At 50.1% G+C, this 20,356-nt stretch carries 17 protein-coding genes; 8 read left to right on the plus strand and 9 right to left on the minus strand.

Going from position 1 to position 20,356, the window contains the following annotated elements; all coding sequences use genetic code 11:
• Positions 1 to 48: 48 nt before the first annotated feature.
• Both IJ22_RS18080 and IJ22_RS18085 read right to left on the minus strand, forming a co-directional pair.
• Complete coding sequence (locus IJ22_RS18080) at positions 49 to 2,295, minus strand: S8 family peptidase (RefSeq protein WP_062409818.1); 2,247 nt, start codon at positions 2,293 to 2,295, stop codon at positions 49 to 51.
• A gap of 30 nt (positions 2,296 to 2,325) precedes the next feature.
• A complete protein-coding gene (locus tag IJ22_RS18085; RefSeq protein WP_062409819.1) occupies positions 2,326 to 3,420 on the minus strand; it encodes an AAA family ATPase in 1,095 nt (364 codons plus the stop codon).
• Between the two features lie 450 nt (positions 3,421 to 3,870).
• Between IJ22_RS18085 and IJ22_RS18090 the strand changes: the two genes are divergently transcribed.
• The 4 genes from IJ22_RS18090 (at position 3,871) to IJ22_RS18105 (ending at position 7,399) form a co-directional block, all read left to right on the plus strand.
• The gene (locus IJ22_RS18090) at positions 3,871 to 5,556 is read left to right on the plus strand and encodes a recombinase family protein (RefSeq protein ID WP_062409820.1); all 1,686 of its coding nucleotides are present in this window, start codon (positions 3,871 to 3,873) and stop codon (positions 5,554 to 5,556) included.
• 46 nt (positions 5,557 to 5,602) lie between these two features.
• A complete protein-coding gene (locus tag IJ22_RS18095) occupies positions 5,603 to 5,803 on the plus strand; it encodes a hypothetical protein (protein ID WP_062409821.1) in 201 nt (66 codons plus the stop codon).
• Positions 5,804 to 6,012: 209 nt separating this feature from the next.
• On the plus strand, positions 6,013 to 6,294 hold the full coding sequence (locus tag IJ22_RS18100; RefSeq protein ID WP_062409822.1) for a hypothetical protein: 282 nt from the start codon (positions 6,013 to 6,015) through the stop codon (positions 6,292 to 6,294).
• A gap of 145 nt (positions 6,295 to 6,439) precedes the next feature.
• Entirely contained in the window at positions 6,440 to 7,399 is a 960-nt protein-coding gene (locus IJ22_RS18105) for an AlbA family DNA-binding domain-containing protein (RefSeq protein WP_062409823.1), read from the plus strand.
• Between the two features lie 72 nt (positions 7,400 to 7,471).
• Here the strand turns inward: IJ22_RS18105 and IJ22_RS18110 are convergent, their stop codons facing one another.
• A complete protein-coding gene (locus IJ22_RS18110) occupies positions 7,472 to 8,158 on the minus strand; it encodes a hypothetical protein (protein WP_062409824.1) in 687 nt (228 codons plus the stop codon).
• A gap of 129 nt (positions 8,159 to 8,287) precedes the next feature.
• Between IJ22_RS18110 and IJ22_RS18115 the strand changes: the two genes are divergently transcribed.
• Positions 8,288 to 9,751, plus strand: coding sequence for a recombinase family protein (locus IJ22_RS18115; RefSeq protein ID WP_062409825.1), 1,464 nt, complete (start codon positions 8,288 to 8,290; stop codon positions 9,749 to 9,751).
• On the opposite strand, the gene IJ22_RS18120 is transcribed toward IJ22_RS18115, so the two are convergent.
• Positions 9,730 to 10,332, minus strand: coding sequence for a sulfite oxidase-like oxidoreductase (locus IJ22_RS18120; protein ID WP_062409826.1), 603 nt, complete (start codon positions 10,330 to 10,332; stop codon positions 9,730 to 9,732). The genes IJ22_RS18115 and IJ22_RS18120 overlap by 22 nt on opposite strands.
• 359 nt (positions 10,333 to 10,691) lie before the next feature.
• On the opposite strand from IJ22_RS18120, the gene IJ22_RS18125 reads away from it, so the two are divergent.
• Entirely contained in the window at positions 10,692 to 11,270 is a 579-nt protein-coding gene (locus IJ22_RS18125) for a hypothetical protein (RefSeq protein WP_062409827.1), read from the plus strand.
• Positions 11,271 to 11,288: 18 nt separating this feature from the next.
• Here the strand turns inward: IJ22_RS18125 and IJ22_RS18130 are convergent, their stop codons facing one another.
• The 5 genes from IJ22_RS18130 to IJ22_RS18150 all read right to left on the minus strand — a co-directional run bounded on the left by IJ22_RS18130 (position 11,289) and on the right by IJ22_RS18150 (position 17,322).
• Positions 11,289 to 12,899: a leucyl aminopeptidase gene (locus IJ22_RS18130; RefSeq protein ID WP_062409828.1), complete on the minus strand. Its 1,611-nt coding sequence runs from the start codon at positions 12,897 to 12,899 to the stop codon at positions 11,289 to 11,291.
• Positions 12,900 to 12,938: 39 nt separating this feature from the next.
• Positions 12,939 to 13,973 carry an aldo/keto reductase gene (locus tag IJ22_RS18135; RefSeq protein ID WP_062409829.1) on the minus strand — a complete coding sequence of 345 codons (1,035 nt, stop codon included), beginning with the start codon at positions 13,971 to 13,973 and terminating at the stop codon, positions 12,939 to 12,941.
• Between the two features lie 260 nt (positions 13,974 to 14,233).
• Complete coding sequence (locus tag IJ22_RS18140) at positions 14,234 to 15,787, minus strand: anti-sigma factor domain-containing protein (RefSeq protein ID WP_062409830.1); 1,554 nt, start codon at positions 15,785 to 15,787, stop codon at positions 14,234 to 14,236.
• Positions 15,784 to 16,590 carry an RNA polymerase sigma factor SigI gene (gene sigI, locus IJ22_RS18145; RefSeq protein ID WP_062409831.1) on the minus strand — a complete coding sequence of 269 codons (807 nt, stop codon included), beginning with the start codon at positions 16,588 to 16,590 and terminating at the stop codon, positions 15,784 to 15,786. The genes IJ22_RS18140 and sigI overlap by 4 nt, the downstream gene beginning before the upstream one ends.
• 303 nt (positions 16,591 to 16,893) lie before the next feature.
• Positions 16,894 to 17,322: a hypothetical protein gene (locus IJ22_RS18150; protein WP_062409832.1), complete on the minus strand. Its 429-nt coding sequence runs from the start codon at positions 17,320 to 17,322 to the stop codon at positions 16,894 to 16,896.
• A gap of 466 nt (positions 17,323 to 17,788) precedes the next feature.
• Here IJ22_RS18150 and IJ22_RS18155 point away from each other — a divergent pair, with 466 nt between their 5' ends.
• Positions 17,789 to 18,004, plus strand: a complete 216-nt coding sequence (locus tag IJ22_RS18155; RefSeq protein WP_054820132.1) for a KTSC domain-containing protein — start codon at positions 17,789 to 17,791, stop codon at positions 18,002 to 18,004.
• 306 nt (positions 18,005 to 18,310) lie between these two features.
• On the plus strand, positions 18,311 to 20,284 hold the full coding sequence (locus tag IJ22_RS18160; RefSeq protein WP_062409833.1) for a glycoside hydrolase family 15 protein: 1,974 nt from the start codon (positions 18,311 to 18,313) through the stop codon (positions 20,282 to 20,284).
• The last annotated feature ends 72 nt before the right edge of the window (positions 20,285 to 20,356 follow it).

Below are 20,356 nucleotides of genomic sequence, written 5' to 3' on the forward strand. Positions count from 1 at the left end.
TTTCTGTCCAACTTAGTGTAGCCGATCCAAGGCCCATGATTATCATAATTAAGGACGAATTTGGATTCGGGTCTTTGGTTGGAGAGGAATAAGCTGGTTCATATAAGTTCTAACAACTCTGTCGTATAGATTACTTACTTTCGGTGCCCTAATACTGATCACTAAAGCGTAGGGTATCGGCTTAGGGTCATCTTGAGGCATTCCCTCGTACCTATTATGATAGTATATATCAAAACAAGGGTCTTTTAATGTACTTGCTTGAAATCGTTGAGATGCCTTGAGACAAGGCTCCCATTTATGCCCTTCTTCCCTCAATTCGAATTCGCTTATTTTCATGTTTTTTGCATTGAAAAATGACTTGGTAGCAGCATGGGCAGATACCTTCCCGTTATCGTAAGTGTTAAATTTGTCCGAGTTAGGTCTGAATGCGATTTCCAACCCGGCTCTTGTATAAGCATTCGGAAAACTAGGATCAACTTCAGGAGAAATTACCAAAGTCGCATCAATTGTGACGAACCCCGTTAGATTACCATCTGGAAGGGGGACTGGCGCCCTTAAATGTTCTTTAACAGGTAATTGACCTTGAAATATTACTAATGCCTCATCATCATCACATGTTATCAGGCGATCGTAATCTGTTTCGAGTCTCCCCCAACCTACTTCAACCGGGCTATGGATGCCTCTATCTGCACGATGTAATAACAATGCCCGCAAAGCCATTGCTCCAAAATCGTTCCCCAATTGTGCTTTTACAGCAACAGCAGTACGAAGCGCGTATGGGGCAGCAAAGCTTGTCCCAGCCACTCCTGCGGCATTAATTCCACCTGTGCGAGATGTCAGAACAAAGAACGGATTATTATTGTCTCCACCAAACACAACGCCATCCGGTTTCACAACACCTGGTCGACGACCCGGACCAACACAGCTATACGCTGTCCTCTTCCAAACTGGAAGTCTATCGTTGTCACACGCACCAATACAAAGGACATTTACTGCATCCGACGGAGGTTGAACTCGATTCAAGCCACTAAGTGGGTCCCTTTGTCCAGCATTACCAGCGGCTACCGTGGCAAATGTGTTCCCTCCTGCCAGACGAGTATCAAGGTCAGAAGTCCATCTAGTCACGTCGTCGTCATCCACGGGAATGTCCGGCCCTAAGCTTATATTCATAAAATCGTATGGCTGATTTGCTTTCTTTGCATCATCTAAAACTTCAAGTATGCGATCTAACACATCGTAGTATTCAAAATCGCCCCCTGTACCAGTCCGATCATCTAATACACGAACATGATCAATATGACATAATGGGCGTGAAGCTGGACTTTGAAGATTCAATGGGCCGAACAAAAGCGCCGAAGTAACATTTAATCCGTGTTCCGAGAGCTCCGGTACAGGATTTGCAAGAGAAGCAGGCTCAATATAGTTAACCCAGGGCGTAACTGGATTGTTTTGTGGTAACCCCCCATCAAATATAACAACACGCAATGATGGGTCTAAGGCCACTTCAGTTGGTAAATTCACTTGGTAATATTGATTACTCCGTGTAGGCCCAGGATGTAAAGGACGCATAGTGGGCATCGCTCGAACAACTCTGATAAAAGAAAACATAGCCAGCTTCTTCGCAATATTTTTATCTGCGTATACGGGAATGAAGGTAAGTCCCTTTGTTTGTTTCGCTCTTTGAACAACCGCTTGGGCTCCTAGTTTCGTAGCAAAATCCATAAACTGTTCAATTACTACAGGATTCTCAGTATCATGCAGCACAACCTCTAGTACTATATCGTTTGTTGTATCTGGTAATGCCTTTATCTTTTGCTCCGACGAAAAAGCCGTTAGTTCCTCAAAATGCGTTAAATGTTTAGAAACGTTCGAGAGAACCCAACCATTTAAATTTTCGGACCATGAAGAAAATGCTTTTCGAGACCCCATTACTAATAGCTCATCTGTTATTGCTTCCTCAGGATGCTTCGTTATCCCCCACTCACGTGGTTTAATTTTTTTTGTTCTTCCGCCGACAGCTCTAAGTCCCACACTATTGAGTAAGTCGGATGGAAATTCGCTCTTTGAAACATACCTCGGATGCAATGTTATAATGGCGGTAACTTGATCGTTAGGACAAGCTTCCGAAGGTAAGGTTTGAAACTGATTGTTTGCAGTTCTCAACCAAGTTGCCACTTGCCATTTTGCTGTATCAAAATCATACGGCGGATTTTTGTCTCCCCCACCTGACTTAATTGTTACAGGAGCCGTAAGCCGCTCCCCGTATCCAAGAAGGAAATTATTCTCTCTAGCCACCAATTTCACCTTACCTTTCGAATTTATGTCTTAATTTTTTCTGCTCAAGTATTTTCTCAACGTATCTCTCGACACGCCAGTTATATCGGAAACACGCCGCTGTGACAAACCGGTGTCTAACAATTTCATCGCGATCGCTAACTTTTGCTCCCGTTCAGCGTTTAAAATTAGTCTTGCTAAAAGTTCTTCCATCATAATCTCTAACGGCTTCTTTTGGACGACACTCTCTCTCCTTATCGAATTAATCTGTCTAACCACCTCAGCATACGAATTGCCCTCCAATACGGTCGATAGCACTTCAACCAAAGTCTCTCCTTGCTTTGTAAGATCAGCCATTAAAGATTTTATTGTCGTATTTATTTCGTTCGATGACGGGTGTGGAAAACGTACCACCCGCTCAAAACGCCTCCACACAGCTGGATCAAGTAAATCAGGGTGATTAGTGGCAGCAATTAATACCCCATTTGCAGGCCAATCATCAATTGCTTGCAACAGGACTGTTACCAACCTTTTTAGTTCTCCGACTTCTGAATCGTCATTCCTCCGTTTGGCAATTGCATCGAATTCATCTAAAAGTAATACAGAAGGCGTTTTTTGAGCATAATTCAACACCGCCCTTATGTTGTTTCCGGTCTTACCTAAAAAACTACTCATTACAGCAGCAAGATCCAACGTAAGCAATTGTCTTTCAAGGTGTGAAGAGAGCCAACGCGCTGCTAATGTTTTACCTACCCCTGGAGGGCCGACAAATAATATTGACCTCGTGGGTGCTAAACCCATCTCCATTAGTTCGTTTTCATGTTTGCGCTCTTCAATCACTGATATAAGTTCCCTATTTACAGTTTCAGGCCAAACAGGCTCTTGATCAAACACAATTGATTCTCGTCTAAGTAGCTCTAACTTACTATCTACATCTATTGGAACCGGTTGTTGCTTAGCGTCTCTAACTGCAATACCGCTCTTCTCCTCATATTGAGACAGTAACTTTTTTATTGCCTCTGCGCTTTCTGGATTGGCTTTCATAAGACTTCGAAGATTTTTCCGAGCTAATGCCACAACTTCTTGTGGTCGCCCTTCTAAAGCCAACCTCAACAGATGGACGTACTCACCTATAAATGAACTCAATTTAGTCCACCTTCCATCCCTTATTTTAATTATGTTATATTACCATATGGACTAAATTATAATACATAATCAATAATTAGTCCACAATTTTGTTCGCAATTTTGTTCGCACTAATTTTTCAGTTACCAGACGAAGTGTTGAAAAGTACAAATTGTATTATTTCACCTGGGTATACGTGATACTCGCAAAAGCATAACGAGGTTCGCCTTCCTCCTGTCCGTTTGGAACTTCCGCCATTCAATCTACTTTAACATTGAATTCAAGCCTTGAAGGACAGATAATCCTACATGGACCTGCAAGTTTTTATAAAATCACTCATTACGCATCCATCCATAACCACACTGCAACACGCACTATTATCTGAAGATAATTGGTTACAACTGCGATTAATCAGCGTAAAATGAATAAATAGTACTTTAGTAGCATACGCGGAGACAAGGGGGGGCTGGTGTGCAAGCCATAGAAGATATTCATCGTATAGGCAATTATTTCACGAAAGGGAGTACCGTCTTCTACTTCAATAAAGCGGCCTTGCCGGGTAAAAATCTTCGGGTATTTATTTATATCCGGGTATCGACAAAGTTGCAGGAATATAGATTCTCGCTTAAAGCACAAATACAGGAATTAGTACAGTACGCCCATTCAATGGGCTGGATTATCGTCGGCATTTACCGCGACGTAGATAGCGGCGGCAAACTGGATAAGGCAGGCCTTACGCAGATGCTGGACGATGTAGACGATGACAAAGGCGACGTAGTTTTGTGTATTGACCAGGATAGACTTTCCCGCCTGGATACGGTTAGCTGGGAATACCTTAAAAGCCAGCTGCGCGAAAACAGCGTAAAGATAGCCGAACCAGGGAAGATAACCGATCTGGCCGACGAAGACGACGAATTCTTTAGCGACTTAAAAAACTTATTCGCCAAACGGGAAAAGAAGAAAATCGTTAAACGCATGATGAGGGGTAAGCGGCAGCGTACCCGCGAAGGTAAGGGCTGGGGTAAGCCGCCTTTCGAATACCTGTACGACAAAAATACCGGGAAGCATACTGTTAACGAAGCCTACAGCTGGGTTATCCCGACTATTGACGATCTGTACTTAAAACAGGGTTTAAGCGACGAAAAAATAGCGGAAGTGCTTAACGGTATCAAAAAGCCGCCGTCCGGGAAGCCCTGGAATAGCCAGCATATCAGTAAGCGCCTTACCAGTAAGGCCTATCATGGCGTTATGGAAAAGTCCTTTTCAAACGGCGAAACGATTGTAACCCCAGGCGTATACCCGCCTCTACGTTCAAAAGAAACCTGGCATAGAATCCAACTGAAACGAAAAGAGAAGTACCAGAGGCGTAACCCGATCTACCCAGCGCTTACGCGGAATATCGCGGTAACATGCGGCGATTGTGGTCGTAAGCTTTCGCTTAAACAAAGCGGCAGCATAAAATACGGCATACACTTTTATTACAAGCATGGACGCGAACATAAGCCCGACTACAGCCCAGACTGCGGAATGTCCATAAATTCGATTCGCATTGACTTTAATTTAATCCGGGCGGTTAAGGAAATACTGGACAACGAAGAAACAGCCCGACGCTATATTCAGTTCGAATACAACCCCCAGGACATAGAACAGCTTAACGCGGAAATAGAAGGCGTAAACAAGCAGCTAAACGAAGTACAGCAAATGTACGACAATCTGCTGGATTTAGTGCTTAAAGGCGGCGGGGGATTTTCCGGGGGCCTGCTGGAATCGAAGCAGGCAGAACTAGAAAGCCAGCGCCAGGTTCATACTGCCCGGAAGCGCCAGCTGGAAAACAAGAAAGAAGCCGTAATGCAGCAAATGTTTAACTACGTAGCTGTAAGCCAGTATTTCGAAGCGCTGCTATATCTTGACGAAGAAATGACGCCCCAGGAACAAATGGAGCTAATCGGGCGGCTGTTTCCATCCGGGGTCCTATACGAAGATAAGCTGGTCCTAAAGGCGTACCTTAACGGCGAAACGCCTTTCCCGGTTGTCGTACCTGTCGCACCTAACCCATTCGGCTACATGAACAACGGCGGCCCTAGGAAGAAACGCAGCACGAAGGCCAGCCTGGGATTAAAAAAGATCACAGAGGAAGTAAAAAAACAGTTTCTTTAAAATGCTGTTGCTATTCTGCCGAATATTTTATGGGGGTATCTTATTTATGGCTGAGATAAACGAAACACCGCTGCCGATAGACCGGGAATACATTTACAAGCGGGCAACGCTGCATAAAAAGATTAGCGAACTATCCTACCGCGACGCGGAAGCCGCCCTGGCATTCCTGCGGGAGTGGGCCGAAGGGAAAAAGCCTGTTTCGCAGCTGTGGGAAGAAGTCGCGGCAGCCCTGGGGGCCGGGGTATGAACGCCTACACTTACGCCGGATTGATTGAAAACCTGAAAATGCGCATGTAGCGCAGCAGATTATTTCCGACTTCGTTGAAGGTGACGTAAGAATGCCGGGTATTACCCAGCATTACCAGTGGCGACTTCGTCAACTGGAAGGCATGGGCGAAAAGGTACTAGCTGAAACGCTGCGGCGCGACTATGCCTACAAATTGAGGGGGCCGGGGTATGAAATTCACAGCGAAAGTTAGGATAGGCGGCGAAACGGCAGAAATTACGTACGATAATGGGAAGCTGTCAGGAAGCCCCGAAGCAGTACGCCGCGTAGAATTCCTGGCGCTGTCGCTGGAAGGTACACCTGTAGGGCCAGTTCCATCTGTGACGTTCACGAATCATTTAGCCTGCCCGCTGTCTACCAGGGTCATTATAGAAATGGCATATAACGGCCAGGTTAAATTTAGCGGAAAAGTGCCGCGCGTACCGCGAACGCCGAAGGGCGCAGTAAATTAATCGAGAAAAGGTGAATAAAAATGAGCACATATTTCAAGAAACTAGATGATTTATCTATTAAAGACTTATTTACACTTGCTGAGAATGACGTTAAAGAAGATCAACACCATGAATATAAAAGCGATATTTCCCATCCAGATGCATTTTGCGCCGCTTCACTTCTCTTGCTAATACATATGGTGGTGATTTTCTACTAGGAATTGACGCACCTGAAAATGGGCCGATTAAACTATCGGGCATTTCTACGGAAGATACGGATAAAGAACTTTTAAAGTACATTAATATCTTACAAAATGGAGTAGAGCCTAAGTTACCCCAAGTACAAACAAAAATATTTGAAGTCGGAGAAAATCGATATGTATTCTTATTTAGAGTAGGTCGTAGCTGGCTTCGTCCGCATAGAGTAAAAGGGTCGTCGAAGTTTTATTCTCGGAAATCCAACGGTAAATTCCCATTAGACGTTTTTGAACTTCGAAATATGTTTTCTGAGACTACAGAGTTCTCCAAGAAGGTCAAAGAATTTAGAGAAGAAAGAGCATTAGAATATATGCTTGAATACAACAATTCTTCTCCATTTACTTTAATCCATCTTATTCCCATTACATGTTTCGAAAATAGGTATTCCCTAGATTTATCTTTAATTGAGAAACTACGCCTAGCACCAATTGCGAGTGCAGGTTGGAACCCAAGGATAAACTTTGATGGCATTTACTCCAACACATCAGATAATGCTTCAAGCATGCAAATTTTCAAAAACGGAATTATAGAAGGTGCTACGATACGCCTTACAAGAGAAGGTAGAATACCGTCAACTTATTTTGTTGAAAAAATAACTGAGTTTATAGGTCAAAGTATATCAAACTTTGAAATAATGGATATGAAGGAACCGTTTTATGTGTCAATATCAATGTTCGGAGTTGCCGGTTATGAATTTGCTGTTGATCCAATGAAATATTTCTTTTTTGAACAACGTAAACTAAAACAAGATAAGCTAATATTTCCCGAAATTTTAATCGAAGATAGAACAAAAAATTTAAAAGAACAGCTTCGCCCTATCTTCGATTCGCTATGGAATGCTTTTGGTCAGATGCGCTATAAAGAATAGTAAGCATAAATGTACCACGATCAACTTAAAAACCCGCGCAGGGGCTTCACAGCCTGCTACGCGGGTTTTCTTTTATTCCGCAATGTATGTCTTCTGTTCCGATTCTCTGCGCGTTACCGTTAGGACGTTCGGCATTTGGTACGCCGGGGGCAGCTTTACTTCGGGGCTTGTTTCTTCCAGGGCAGCCTTACGAATCGCTGCCAGGTCGTTATTGTACTGGTAATGATCTACCCAGGCCCATTCCTTGAAGTCAGATTCTTTAATCAGTTCCGGCCCCATTAAGCCAAAGCGTTCTTCTTTACCAGTGTACCGCAATACGGCGCTGGCTGTGCTGTGCTGGATATGCGCCAGGCTTTTGTTTACCTGGTGCATTTTGACGAATACAGTGGCCAGCGTGTCCGTATACCCCTGCATATGCTCTTTCAATTTGTCCAGCAGGGGCTGAAATTCTTCACGAAGCAGGCTGCCGTCGGCAATTCTGCGGCGAATTTCGGCCTGGACGTTCCTAAAGGCTACCGCCATGCCGTCCGGGTACGGCTTCTTCACAGCGTCCAGATTCGCCCGTAGGCGCTGTAATTTCGTTTCGGCGATATCTGCGGCCAGTTCCGGGTCCTCCAGGGCCTTTTCCAGCAGGGCGTTATACCGCTGGCGGGCCTGCTCTGCTTCCGCTTCTGCGGCTTCCAGCTGCCCGTTATCCGCTTCCTGGGCGGCTTCGAACGCTTTGATATTCTCCAGCATGTCTTCGTACGCTTTAATCATGGTTACATTCCTCCATTTTAATAGGTAAAGTTATCTTTACTTCTTTACTTCTTATTGCTGGGCGCTCTGGCCAGGCCATTAGGGAATGTTTTACCTTTGAATACACACTGAAATCAAAGAGGTGCATTTATGCGTGGATTCCAATACATTCGGGTTTCCGATGAGGAACAGGCTGTTGAAGGCTATTCGATCACAGCGCAAAAGGCCCTGCTAGACCGCAAATTTGCAGAGTGGGGCGCGACGGTCGCAGGGGTCTACATAGACGACGGGTATTCAGCTAAAGACATTCGCCGCCCCGATCTACAACGGTTGATGAACGACATTGCAACTCTTAAACCGGACTTTATTGCTTTCTGGAAGCTCGACCGCTGGACGCGGGCCGGGCGCGATTGGCACGCTCTTAATGATAAGCTCAAGCCCTACGGTGTTACCCTCCGCAGCGCAATAGGCGAAAATTTGAGCGAAGGGACAGCGTTTGAACGCTTCAACGTCGGGCTAAACGTGCTTTTAGGACAGTTCGAGAGGGAACAAATATCAGAGCGTGTCCATTTCGTCATGATGGAGCGACATAACAAAGGGCTGCGTAACGGCGCTAAACCTCCCTATGGGTATGACCTAAAAAACGGCCAGTTGATCGTGAACGAGGAACAAGCGGAAGTCGTACGGAAAATATTTAACTGGTACGCCTACGGTGACGAGAACGGACCATGTGGCTTTAGAGAAATCGCTGTCAAGTTGAATCGAGGTAATGGGCGGGAATGGACGTATTCAAGCGTCCGATATGCCTTAATGAACCCAGTCTATTGTGGTAAACTTCGCTGGAACTACCGTAAAGCTTCTGGCAAACCTACGGGGAAAGAAATAATTGTGGACAGCGATCACGCGCCAATCATTCCAGTTGAATTGTTCGAAAAAGTGTACGGTGAAATTGTGTCACGAAAAAGAGGCGGGAAAGCTGCAACAAGTGAATATGCTTTTTCTGGCGTCCTCAGATGCGGAAGATGCGGTAAGGCGATGGTTGGGTTTAGCCGCGGTGCGAGATTCTACCGATGCACAGGCCGGGCGAACGCCGGTACATGCGATATGCCAGCTATTCATTCGGGGAGGTTAGAGCAGGCTTTTCTCGCGTCGCTGGATTACGATTCCGACCAAGTGCGTAACCTAATCGACGTTCCAGACCGGTCCGACGAAGTAAAGAGCAGACGGGAAGCTCTCGAAGCAGAGATAGAGCAAATTCGAAAGCGTAAGAAAAAATGGCAAATGGCTTATGCGGACGACGTTATATCCCTAGAAGATTTACGGGAGCGTACCAGGGAAGACGCTGAACGGGAAAAGGAGATTTCGCAGGAACTAGCTACACTACCACAGGGGACTTCAAACGTTTGGTCAAAGGAAATGATTGCGGACATCCTTGTCGACGCCAAAGAGGCAATGCAGAGCGCGGATGAAGCCGAGAAGAAGGCATTTATTAGAGAGTTGTTCGAGAGGGTTACCGTTGATGCCGAGAAGCCAGAAGGAAAACCGGCACCTGGTCGCTACAGTATGCCGGTCATTATAGAGCTTGTTCCCCGTCAATCAAAATCGTATCTTTGAGATTGCCACGGATCGCCATACATGTGGTATCCGTTGCGCTCCCAGAATCCCGGCTTATCCTTCTCCATAAACTCGATGCCGCGGAGCCATTTGGCACTTTTCCAGAAGTACAGGTGCGGGACGACCATGCGAACCGGATAGCCGTGCTCAGGAGTCAACAGTTCGCCGCCGTGCTTGATGCCGAAGAAGCTGGTTTCTCGGGTAAAGTCCTCGATCGGCAGGTTCGTCGTCCAGCCCTGTTCCGCGTGCAGCATCACATAGCGCGCCTCCGGCTTCAGCTTTACGCGCTCCATAACGGTGGATACGGCAACGCCTTCCCAGACGTTATCCAGCTTCGACCAGGTGGTCACGCAATGGATATCGTTCTTATATTCCTGCCGCGGCAAGCTCATAAACTCATTATAGCTGAGGGTGACCTCTTCCTCCACCAAACCGAAAATGCGCAAATTCCATTTACTCATATCCCTGTAATAAGGCACGTCGCCGTAATGCAGCACCGGAAAACCGGTGGTCAGCGTCTGCCCGGGAGGGATGCGGTCCGCCAACGAAGCTTTGCTTTCCGATCGTTGTTCGAAGTTCATTCATTCTCACTCCTCTTCGTTAATTGACGCCTTATCTTATGACGCAGCGGGTAAAGTCACTTCCAATGCCTTTCCTGCATGGATGCCGCTTTCCATAACCATTGCGCCTCCGTGATGCCCGATCATAAAAGCAATGATTACCTGTTTAATTTGTCCCGGATCGCAGAGAATCATTAACTTCCCGGCCGTCTTAACCGGTATTCATCGCTTGAGGCCCCGGAGGAAGCGCCGCACCGTATCATTACAATATGTTTACTATTTTCCATCCATCCAACCGGTACAACGACTATACGTCATTATGATAAGATAAATACATTCACCGCTGCAACACACAAGCTTAACATCTGGGGGAATTCACTTTGAAATGGAAGTCCAAAGCGTTATGGCTCAGTCTCTCCATTATTGTGTTCATCACTTTACTGGGCCTTGCCGTTTATTTTGAATCTGCCGTCTATTTGTACGCAGCAAGCGCGCTTCCGGTTGTGATTGTGCCGCTGCTGCCCGATATGGCCAAGCATCGGTATGCGGATGCAGCCAAGAATAAAAACGTACGATTCGCCAAGCTCACGATCGGCGGCGATCCCATGCTCGCCATATCGTTTTCCCCGGGGTATATCCGTTGGAAACGGGCGACCGGCAAGCTGTATTTTCAATGGAGTCAAATCAGCGGGAATCCGGAGCTTGACGAAACTCCCGGCCAGGGGCACAAAGAAGCCTCTTTAACCGTGCTTCCCTTTGATTTGTCCGTTCATCCGCGTAAGCAGGGCTGGGTCGGCATCGATCTCGGCCAGCTCGCACAGCGCGCCGGCACCCTGCCCTATACGGCAGGCGAGGTAACGCGGCTGCTGATTCGCATGAGCGATTTGGAAGCTGTGGTCATGCCCGTTGCGCCCCAAACCGGGTTGCCCTCCGGCACCGGGAAACAGCTGCAGGTGTGATTCAAACATTCCTGCAAGTCAAATATCCCCTTCAGCCGCCGGCGATCCGCACAAGTAATGCCCCAATGTCCGCACCATTGCTCCCGTACCGCCTTGCGGCTCCGTCCCCCGTTCATTCCACAGCCATGCCGTGCCGCCGGTATCCAGATGCACCCAGGGAGCGTCTCCCGCAAAAAAGCCGATGAACAGCCCGGCGGTTATGCTGCCCGCCCAGCGGTCCCGCGACGCGGCGTTCTTAATATCGGCCACCCGGCTTTTCAGCATGTCGTGGTATTCGGGATAATTGGGAAACGGCCAAACCTTCTCCCCCGCCTGCCGCGCATACGACAGCAGCTCCTGCAGGAACGGCTCGTCGTTGCTTACTGCGCCGGTCGCTACGTCGGCAAAGCTTACGAGCACCGCGCCGGTCAGGGTAGCCACGTCAATGAGCCGGGTAGCGCCCAGCGCTTTGGCGTACAGCACGCCGTCCGCAAGCACGACGCGCCCTTCCGCGTCCGTATTCAGGATTTCAACTGTCTGCCCGTTCATGACGCTGATGACATCCCCCGGCTTGAAGGCGGAGCCGGACGGCATGTTCTCTGCGGCAGGGATGACGATCACCGCGTGAACTTGCGGCCGCAGCCGCCCCAAAACATGAATGAGACCGAGCAGCACCGCAGCGCCGCCCATATCGCTGATCATCTCTTCCATACCCTCCGGTTTTTTCAGGGAGATCCCGCCCGTATCGAACGTAATCCCTTTACCGACGAGGCCGATCACATCGGCGTTCTCCTCCTCCGTCCCGCGGTAACGGATGGCGATCATGCGCGGCGGGTTGGCGCTTCCCCCGCCGACAGCGGCCAGGCCGCCCATGCCCTGCTCGCGAATGCCGTGCTCGTCGAGCACCGTGCATTCCAGCCCGTAACGGGCGGCCAGGGTTTGCGCCTCGCGGGCGAGCGTCTCCGGCACCAGATAGTTGCCGGGCAGGTTCGTGAGGTCGCGCGCGTAATGCGTCGCCAGGGCCATGGCGTACGCCGCTTCCAGCGAGCGCTGCAGCCCGGCGCGCTCGTCCGCTGTCGCCCTGCCGCACAGCAGGGCGACTTCTTTCAGCGCGGGCGGCCGGGTCCCGCGCGAAGCGGCGAAGCTCGGCATGCGGTAGCAGCCGAGCCAGAGCCCTTCCGCGAGCGCGTACACGAGCTCGCGGACAGCCGCGCGCCCGGCGCGCGGCAGCGGCGCCGCCAGGCGCTCGAGCCCTTGGCCGAGCGCCGCACGCGCCGCGTAGACGCCGGCATCGCGCCAGGCGTCTGTGCCTTCAGCGCGGGCGGCCTCGCCCAGCCCGCACAAGAGCAGGGCCTGATAGCCCGGCATCAGGCCGAGCGTGGGCAGCGCCTCGGTCTCCCCGAGGCGGCCCGAGAACCGCCCGCGCGCCGCAAGCTCGCGGACCGCGCCGACGATGGCTGCCGGCACCTCCGTACCGGCAGCCATCGTCCATGCGCCCGACTCCAGCTCCTCCCGCGTGATAAACACCGCGAGCGCCTGCGAAGCGTCCTCCTCCGCTTCGTTGTCTTCCCGCGGCTCATCCCAAACCGGACGAATCTTCATGCTGAGTTCTTGCGTCACCAACCGGTCAAGCGGTTCCACTTCATTCATCCCTCCGTCCCTGCGGGCACGTGTCTCGCCGGCCCGGGTTCATCGTGTCGTTAGTTGTTTATCGTAAGCATTCGCCGCCTCCATGACCATCTGCCGCATCGGCAGGTGGTATGGGCACTGCTGCTCGCACAGCGGCTTGTCCTTACAGGGCTCATAATCCGCACAGGATAATATCTTATCCTTGTTGATTTGGTAAAATTCGTCGCCCTTCGGCAATAATCCCAATGTCTTGCGGATCTGGCTGGAGATCATCACATCGGGAATTTTAATCTCAAGAGGACAGGTACAGTAGTTGCAGCGCCGGCAGTTATGATTCCCCAGCTCCGCCGCCAAGGCTTCCAGCTCCCGTCGTTCGTCGTCGCCCACTTCCTCGCGGATGGCGGCCAGGTTCTCCTTGACTTCCTCAACGCTCACCATACCCGACAGCACGACGTGCACGTCCTGGCTATAGGGATAACGCATCGCCTTGGATACAGGCTGAATAAATCCTCCCGACAGCGGCTTCATCGCGGTTTTGCCCATATTTAGCCGTGTCGCCTCGGGGATCAGCTCATCCAGAGAAAAAGGCTGCGCCAGATTCAAATGAAACAACACTTGATCGAACTGTCTTTTCGCTATCCACTTCGCGAGCAGCTCAGGCCGGTGTCCGGTAATGCCGATAAACCGTATGTACCCCTTCCGTTTCATTTCCAGCGCGGCCTCATAAGCGCCGCCTTCATTCATCGCCGCTTTAAACTCCTGAACCGTATTGACGTAATGAATCTGCACCAGATCGATGACATCCGTCTTCATTCGCTTCAGGCTGCGTTCCATATCTTCCATCGCACTGGCATAATCCCGATTCTTCGTTTTCGTCGCCAGAAAAAATTCCGAGCGGCGGTGTGAAATGCTTTCCCCGATAATCTCCTCACTGTTTCGGTAGCCCGCCGCCGTATCGATATAATTAATGCCTTCATCCAGCGCGTAATTCAGGGCTGCCTTGGCCTGCTCAAAAGGGACTCCCGGCAGATTCATCGCCCCAAACCCCAGCGAGGATACGCGGTGCCCTGTATGGCCGAACATGGTATACCGCATCGCAGATTTCCCTCCCCATTCGTCAACCTTGCGCTTGCCCGATAAGCTGAATCTAACCTTTATGCCATTATATTACGATCTCCGGCAAAAAAACAGCAGAACTGTGGCGACCCCCGATCCTTAATCTCAATGCTGTCCGCCAAATTTTCCAGCGCTTCCGGCGCCTGATCCCCGCTGACGGAACATATCTTTCAAAAAAACAGCCGACGCTGATGGCGTCGGCTGCTGCGGGGACTTGGGTCCGGCGGCAAATGATTTTTCTATGGATGCGGATTAAAGATCGGAAAAGTGAACGACCCGTTCCAAACCTTCTCCGGCTCCCTGTCGGCGTTCTGCAGCGATTGGCCTCCGGAAGCCGGCTCTTTTTTCGAGTCGGAGTCATCGTCATCCTTCTTCTTACGCTGGTTTTCGTCTCTGTTCCCCTGCTCTTTACGCTTCTCCTCGTCCTTACCCCGCTGTTCCTCAGCCTTTTTCCTTTCTTCTTCCAACCGTTTGCGATACTCTTCGGCCTGTTTTTTCTTCAGCTCTTCAGCCTTCTCGCGAAGCTCTTCCAGCTTCTTGCGCGCTTCTTCCTCCCGCTTCTTCTGCTCTTCCAGGCGCTTTGCCGCTTCCTCGCGGAGGCGTTTCTCTACGCTATTCCTGTTATCCCAGATGCTGCGTGAGTTCCGGTCGTCATCGTCGTCGCGATTGTTGCCTCTCCTCCGGTCGTCCCTGTCATCCCGGTCGTCCTTTTTATCGGCCTGACGTACTACACCCGGAATCGTGACGACGGACGAATGGGGTGAGCCCGGCCTGGCATTGACGGTTCTGGAGTTCCCTGAATCCTTGTCATCCTTATTATTGTCATTTTTCCCGCTGCCGGACGGAACAGTCGAGCTCTTCTGTTCGTTAGCAGGGGCAGTATTGTCCGGGAGGCTTATCGTACTTCCCTTATTCGTATCGGCCTTTTCCCTATTGATCAGCCGCTCCTGAAGCCTCTTATCCAGCTCGCCGGACTTTTCTTCCTCCATCAGCTGCTTGATGGCCGCCTTCGTCGGAAGACGGTCGGGCGCCATCATCTGAGCCATTTCCGGGCTTTCCTTGAAGATGCTCAATACCGAACGCGTCTTCAGCTCATCGAGCGTAATGGCGGCGCCGCTGCTTTTGGCATTCAGATATACGGTATATTTCCCCATAGACACACCGTTCTGGCTGGCGACCTCACGAACTTCCTGGGGAGCGGCGAAGGAGGCTATATGATATGAATCTACTTGCGTCGGGTGCGATGTTTGTATGTATTCCTTCACCTGCAGGCGCAGCTTTTCCGCAATCAGTGTGTCACTGATCTTGCTGTCCGGCTGAATGACCGTGCTGGCAATGACGATTTCGGCCTCTCCTTTGGAGAACGCCATGGATTCAGCCCTGTTCAAAATGCCCGCCGTTACGGTTTCCAGAGGCTTTTTCTTATAATCGACCTGTTGAATCAGCGCCTCGCCGTCTTCATTCAGACCGTGAAGCTCAACAACCCGCTCCCGGATGTCGATGCCCATCTCCACGCTCGGGTTAATGTCGATAGAGATATATGCCACAACCTCCTGGCTTCCGAGCTTGCCTTGAAAGCTCGCGAACAGCACCAGACAGAACACCACCGCCGCCACGATGGCCGAACGCCCGGCGACAGACAAATTCCTCCAGTTGATGCCTTCGTCGGCATAAGTGATTTCTTCCCCGACCTCGCAGTTTCTTTTTTTGCGGGCCAACCGCTGAAACCGGCCATCGGGCCGCATGACAATGACGCTTTTCTCCGTGATTTCCATCACGATCCCTTTGTTCAATTCACGTCCCCCCCTTCTTCCGAATCGCTTCTGATATGAAGGTAATCTCTAAGATACGGATAGGGTCCTTTATATATCAGAGCGACAGCGATAATAAACTTACGGTTTCGTTCCAGCGTCTTGCGCGACACCTCCACTTGATCCAGCAATTCCTTGATGGGCAGCATTCTCTTTGACATCATCGTCTGCATCAGCCCGGCATCCTCGGACAGCTTTTTCGCAATTGCGAAGAGCGCCTGGCGCGAATCGTCGTGCTTGGGCGAAGCGTCGACCAGATCGGCAAAACCAATCCCGAAATCGGTCAGTGAACGGTTCAGCTCCATAATTTCACTACGTCGCTCCTGGTTGCCTTTTTGCTTCTCATACTGTTCGATCGCCTGATGGATCTCGATGGGATTAACAATGTTATCCTCCTCGTCCTCCACCTCGAACGTACTGTAAGGGATCTGCTGCGAGAACCGCTGCTCCTTTCGAATATAATCAATAAGCCGACGGCGGATCACCTGTTCGGCAAAACCAAGAAACGAACGTCCTGCCTGAGGAGAAAATTGATTGATCGCCTCATTAAAAGCTCCGAGCGCGATGCTGAACTCATCGTCCCGGGTAGGATCTATATATCTTTTACAAAATCTGCTCGTCACCTTGGCTACGTACGGCTGATAATCCGTAATAAATTGATTGCGAAGGCGCAAATCACCCTCTTGAATGCGAATTACGATTTGTTCCGGCGATTGCGAATCCGCGTTATCCGGGTGGGGAGACTGGCGTTTTCCTAAAAACTTCTTAAATAAAACGAGCAGCAATCGTTCCACCTCACACTACAAATTTTTCGCTGGTTCCCTAACGATTACGGGGGTAAGCTTAGGGTCTTCCCTCTCTAAATTTTCACAATATTTTGGATGGCCAGGTTATCGTTTCCATATCGTCCGACAACAAAAAAACATCCCCTCCCGAGCCGCAATTCCTGCGGATCGGTCCCGCTGGCCTGGGCTGCATGCTATGCGGCCGAAAGCGCGGCTCCCGGCTGTATGCACAGGCCGACAAGCGGTCTTATGCACCAGCCGGGAAGAAGCGGGCTAATGAAGGGACGTTATGGTTTAGACGGCCTAGGACAGGCCTCGCATGGTTTTTTTGCTCTTTAACTTATGCCGCCGCTGGCTAAGTACGTTCAGCCGCTTCTTCAGCTGCCGCTCCCATTCGGCGTCCCCGATTTCTTTGGCCACCATGAGGAGATCCAGCGCCATATCGATCTGGCTGCGGACAACCTCAAGCGGCTCCTCGTCCTCATGGTTTACGCAATTCTCAAACAGCTTCGACGAATCGTGGCCGTCAACATAATCTCCAAAATCTACTTCAGGGGCACCGTCTCCGTGTGCATATTCGGCCAGGATTTCATACTCGTTCTCGACCAGATGGTGCACTTCCACTCGGTGGCACACTGGGCAGAATAACAGAGGTACATTGTGTATATACGTTCTGATATGTTTTAACGTCCCTTTCGTTCCCAACATGCTGGCACCGCAGCAAAAGCTCATCCTTTTCGCCTCCAAATCCCGGTTTAAAATCCTCTCAACCTATATTCATTCAACTTATATTCAATCCGAGCCAAAAAAACACATGCCGATATCCTAGACTTATATTCGACCTAAGGATACAAAAATCCTCTTTTTTCATCTTTTGAAGGCCAGTTAAATCTTTCCTGACCCCGTTCAAAAAGCGCCTTGCGCCTAGGATTTGGACAAACTTGAAATGAAATACAGCGTTATTTCAACTGTATGAAATAAGGTCGTCCTTTTATGTTATATCATATGCGGACGAGGTCTTTTTGCATATACGGCTGGAGCATACTTTTCAAACTTGCGACTCCTCAGCTAAACGATTCTAAATGTTCCGCCTTCGGCATAAGGTAAGGTATCCATCCAAAACAAAAAACTCCGCCGCAGGTACTTCCTCACGCAGACGGATTGTTCATGATCAGCCTCTAAAAGGAGAGATGAGTTTATGAAGCTGCTTCCGATCGGTTCGAAGCAGATCGCATTTGTGAGCTATGACGATCAATCCTCGCAAATGCATATTCAGTATCATACGGGCCAAACGCTCACCTGCAGCGGCATAAAACCGGAGCAATACCAGTCGCTGCTGCAATCCCCCAACCGGTACGATATGATCATGAAGCTGACAACCGAGCAAAGTTTTTTGCCCCCTCGCATCCAATAAACGCATAAGCACAGGATAACGAATAACGAATAAAGCTTCACCCCAATCTCCACTTGGCTGGCGGCGGACATCGAAGAAGATGCACCCGGACCGCAGCTTCGGGTTGGAGATTTTATTATTTCCGTATACGCCCTGGAAAACCGGAAATAATAGTTTCATAGGATCGAAGCGCGATTTCACCCTTGAGCTTTCGCCGAAAGTGCGCCGGTCTCCGTTTTCATTCCATTTTCATGGATTGACCGGATTGTCATAAAAAGGTACTCTGAAAACTAGATTGCATTCTGGATAGAGAAGGATGTGGGTGGATTGCCAAGGCATTTAGTCATCGGGAACGGCAAATTTTTGATCAATTTGGATCGTCAAACGTATATCCGCGATTTGTATTATCCTTATGTAGGCCAATTAAACCATGTCGGCGGCTATCAGTGCAGAATCGGCCTGTGGGTTGACGGCGCGTTCAGCTGGCTCTCCGATCCGGACTGGAATATTGAGCTTTCCTATGCAGAGGATTCGTTGGTCACCGAGGTCAAGGCCTCCCACTATCATCTTGGAATTACCCTGCTCATTAACGACGGCGTCCACCAGCGTGAAAATATATATTTGAAGCGGGTGCAAGTTCACAATCATTGGGACAAAGTACGCGAAGTGAGGATGTTCTTCAATCAGGATCTGGTCATTAACGAGACCGAAGTCGGAGATACGGCGGCCTACTACCCGCAGAACAACACGGTATTTCATTATAAAAAAGACCGCTACTTTATGTTCAACGGGCAGACCGGCAGCGAGGGTCTGTTTCAATATACAACCGGGGTCAAGCGTTTCTACAACGCCGAAGGCACCTGGCGCGATGCGGAGGACGGCCATCTGATGGGCAACGCCATCGCCCAGGGGTCTGTCGACAGCACCATCAGCTTCCGGCTTCATGTGCCCCCGAATTCGGATGAATGGCTTTACTATTGGATGACGGCGGGCAAAAACCTCGAAGAGGTCAAGAAGCTCGACGCCTATGTCAAAGAAAGCCATCCCGGCAAGCTTCTGGACAGGGTTAAAATTTACTGGCAGCGCTGGGTGAATAAATCGGAACGCGATTACGGCAACCTGAGCAAGGACTGTATTCGTCTTTACAAGCAGAGCCTTCTGATCGTCCGTACCCAGACGGATGTGAACGGCGCCATTATCGCCGCGAACGATTCCGATATCATGCAGTCCAACCGCGATCATTACAGCTATATGTGGCCGCGCGACGGCGCTCTGATCGCCTATGCGATGACCATGGCGGGATATCAGGGAATGATTACGCCTTTCTTTCATTTTTGCGCGAACAGCCTGTCGCCGGAAGGCTACCTGCATCATAAATACAACCCGGACGGAACGGTCGGTTCCAGCTGGCATCCTTATCTGAACGGCGGAAAAATGCAGCTCCCCATTCAAGAGGACGAAACGGCGCTTGTCCTGTTCGCGCTCTGGCAGGACTATGTCAGACACGGCGATATCGAGCTCCCGCAATCGTTGTACCGAACGCTGATCCGCCCCGCCGCACGGTTCATGTCGAGCTACATCGAGCACGACCTGAACCTGCCGAAGCCCAGCTACGACTTATGGGAGGAGCGGTACGGCATCTTCACCTTCACCTCATCGGCGGTGTATGGCGGACTCATCGCCGCGTCCAACTTCTGCAGCTTGTTCGGCGACGAAGAACGGGCCAGCCGTTACCGCCATACGGCGGAGAAGATCAAGTCCGGTATCCTGAAGCATTTGTACAATGAGGAGGAAGGCCGTTTTGTGCGCGGTTTGGTTCTGGATAACGGCGTTTGGATCCAGGACAAAACGCTCGAAAGCAGCGTCTACGGCATCTTCGAGTTCGGAGTTCTGCCCGCCGATGATCCCCGCGTGGTCAAGACGATCGAAGCCAACCGCGCCGGGCTTACAATCAAAACCGATGTCGGCGGCGTTGCCCGCTACCATCACGATTATTACTTTCAGCGCTCGTCCGACATTAAGAACATCCCGGGCAATCCCTGGATCATCTGCACTTTGTGGATCGCTGAATGGGAAATTGAATGTGCCAAGACGGTGGAGGATTTGGAGGCTCCAAGACGCACGCTGGAGTGGGTCGTCCAGCATGCGATGGAAAGCGGCATTCTGCCGGAGCAGCTCGATCCGTTCGACGGCGGGCCGGTATCCGTCGCCCCGCTCTCCTGGTCCCACGCAACCTACGTGCTGGCCGTGGTGAAATACATCGAGAAATACCAAAAGCTGAAGCCCCCGGCCAAGGCCTGACGATATACAAGCCGGATTCAACCGGGCAGTTCTTTGAATCCGGCCTTCATGGCTCAGCTCCGCTGAAACCTT

This window comes from Paenibacillus naphthalenovorans (genome assembly GCF_001465255.1).
GTDB lineage: Bacteria > Bacillota > Bacilli > Paenibacillales > NBRC-103111 > Paenibacillus_G > Paenibacillus_G naphthalenovorans.

Excerpts from the sequence above, each read along its gene's own strand:
- IJ22_RS18100 (WP_062409822.1), top strand. The coding sequence starts at position 6,013 with ATGAAATTCACAGCGAAAGTTAGGATAGGCGGCGAAACGGCAGAAATT.
- IJ22_RS18135 (WP_062409829.1), bottom strand. The coding sequence starts at position 13,973 with ATGCGGTATACCATGTTCGGCCATACAGGGCACCGCGTATCCTCGCTG.
- IJ22_RS18155 (WP_054820132.1), top strand. The coding sequence starts at position 17,789 with ATGAAGCTGCTTCCGATCGGTTCGAAGCAGATCGCATTTGTGAGCTAT.
- IJ22_RS18130 (WP_062409828.1), bottom strand. The coding sequence starts at position 12,899 with ATGAATGAAGTGGAACCGCTTGACCGGTTGGTGACGCAAGAACTCAGC.
- IJ22_RS18150 (WP_062409832.1), bottom strand. The coding sequence starts at position 17,322 with ATGAGCTTTTGCTGCGGTGCCAGCATGTTGGGAACGAAAGGGACGTTA.
- IJ22_RS18120 (WP_062409826.1), bottom strand. The coding sequence starts at position 10,332 with ATGAACTTCGAACAACGATCGGAAAGCAAAGCTTCGTTGGCGGACCGC.
- IJ22_RS18115 (WP_062409825.1), top strand. The coding sequence starts at position 8,288 with ATGCGTGGATTCCAATACATTCGGGTTTCCGATGAGGAACAGGCTGTT.
- IJ22_RS18095 (WP_062409821.1), top strand. The coding sequence starts at position 5,603 with ATGGCTGAGATAAACGAAACACCGCTGCCGATAGACCGGGAATACATT.
- IJ22_RS18110 (WP_062409824.1), bottom strand. The coding sequence starts at position 8,158 with ATGATTAAAGCGTACGAAGACATGCTGGAGAATATCAAAGCGTTCGAA.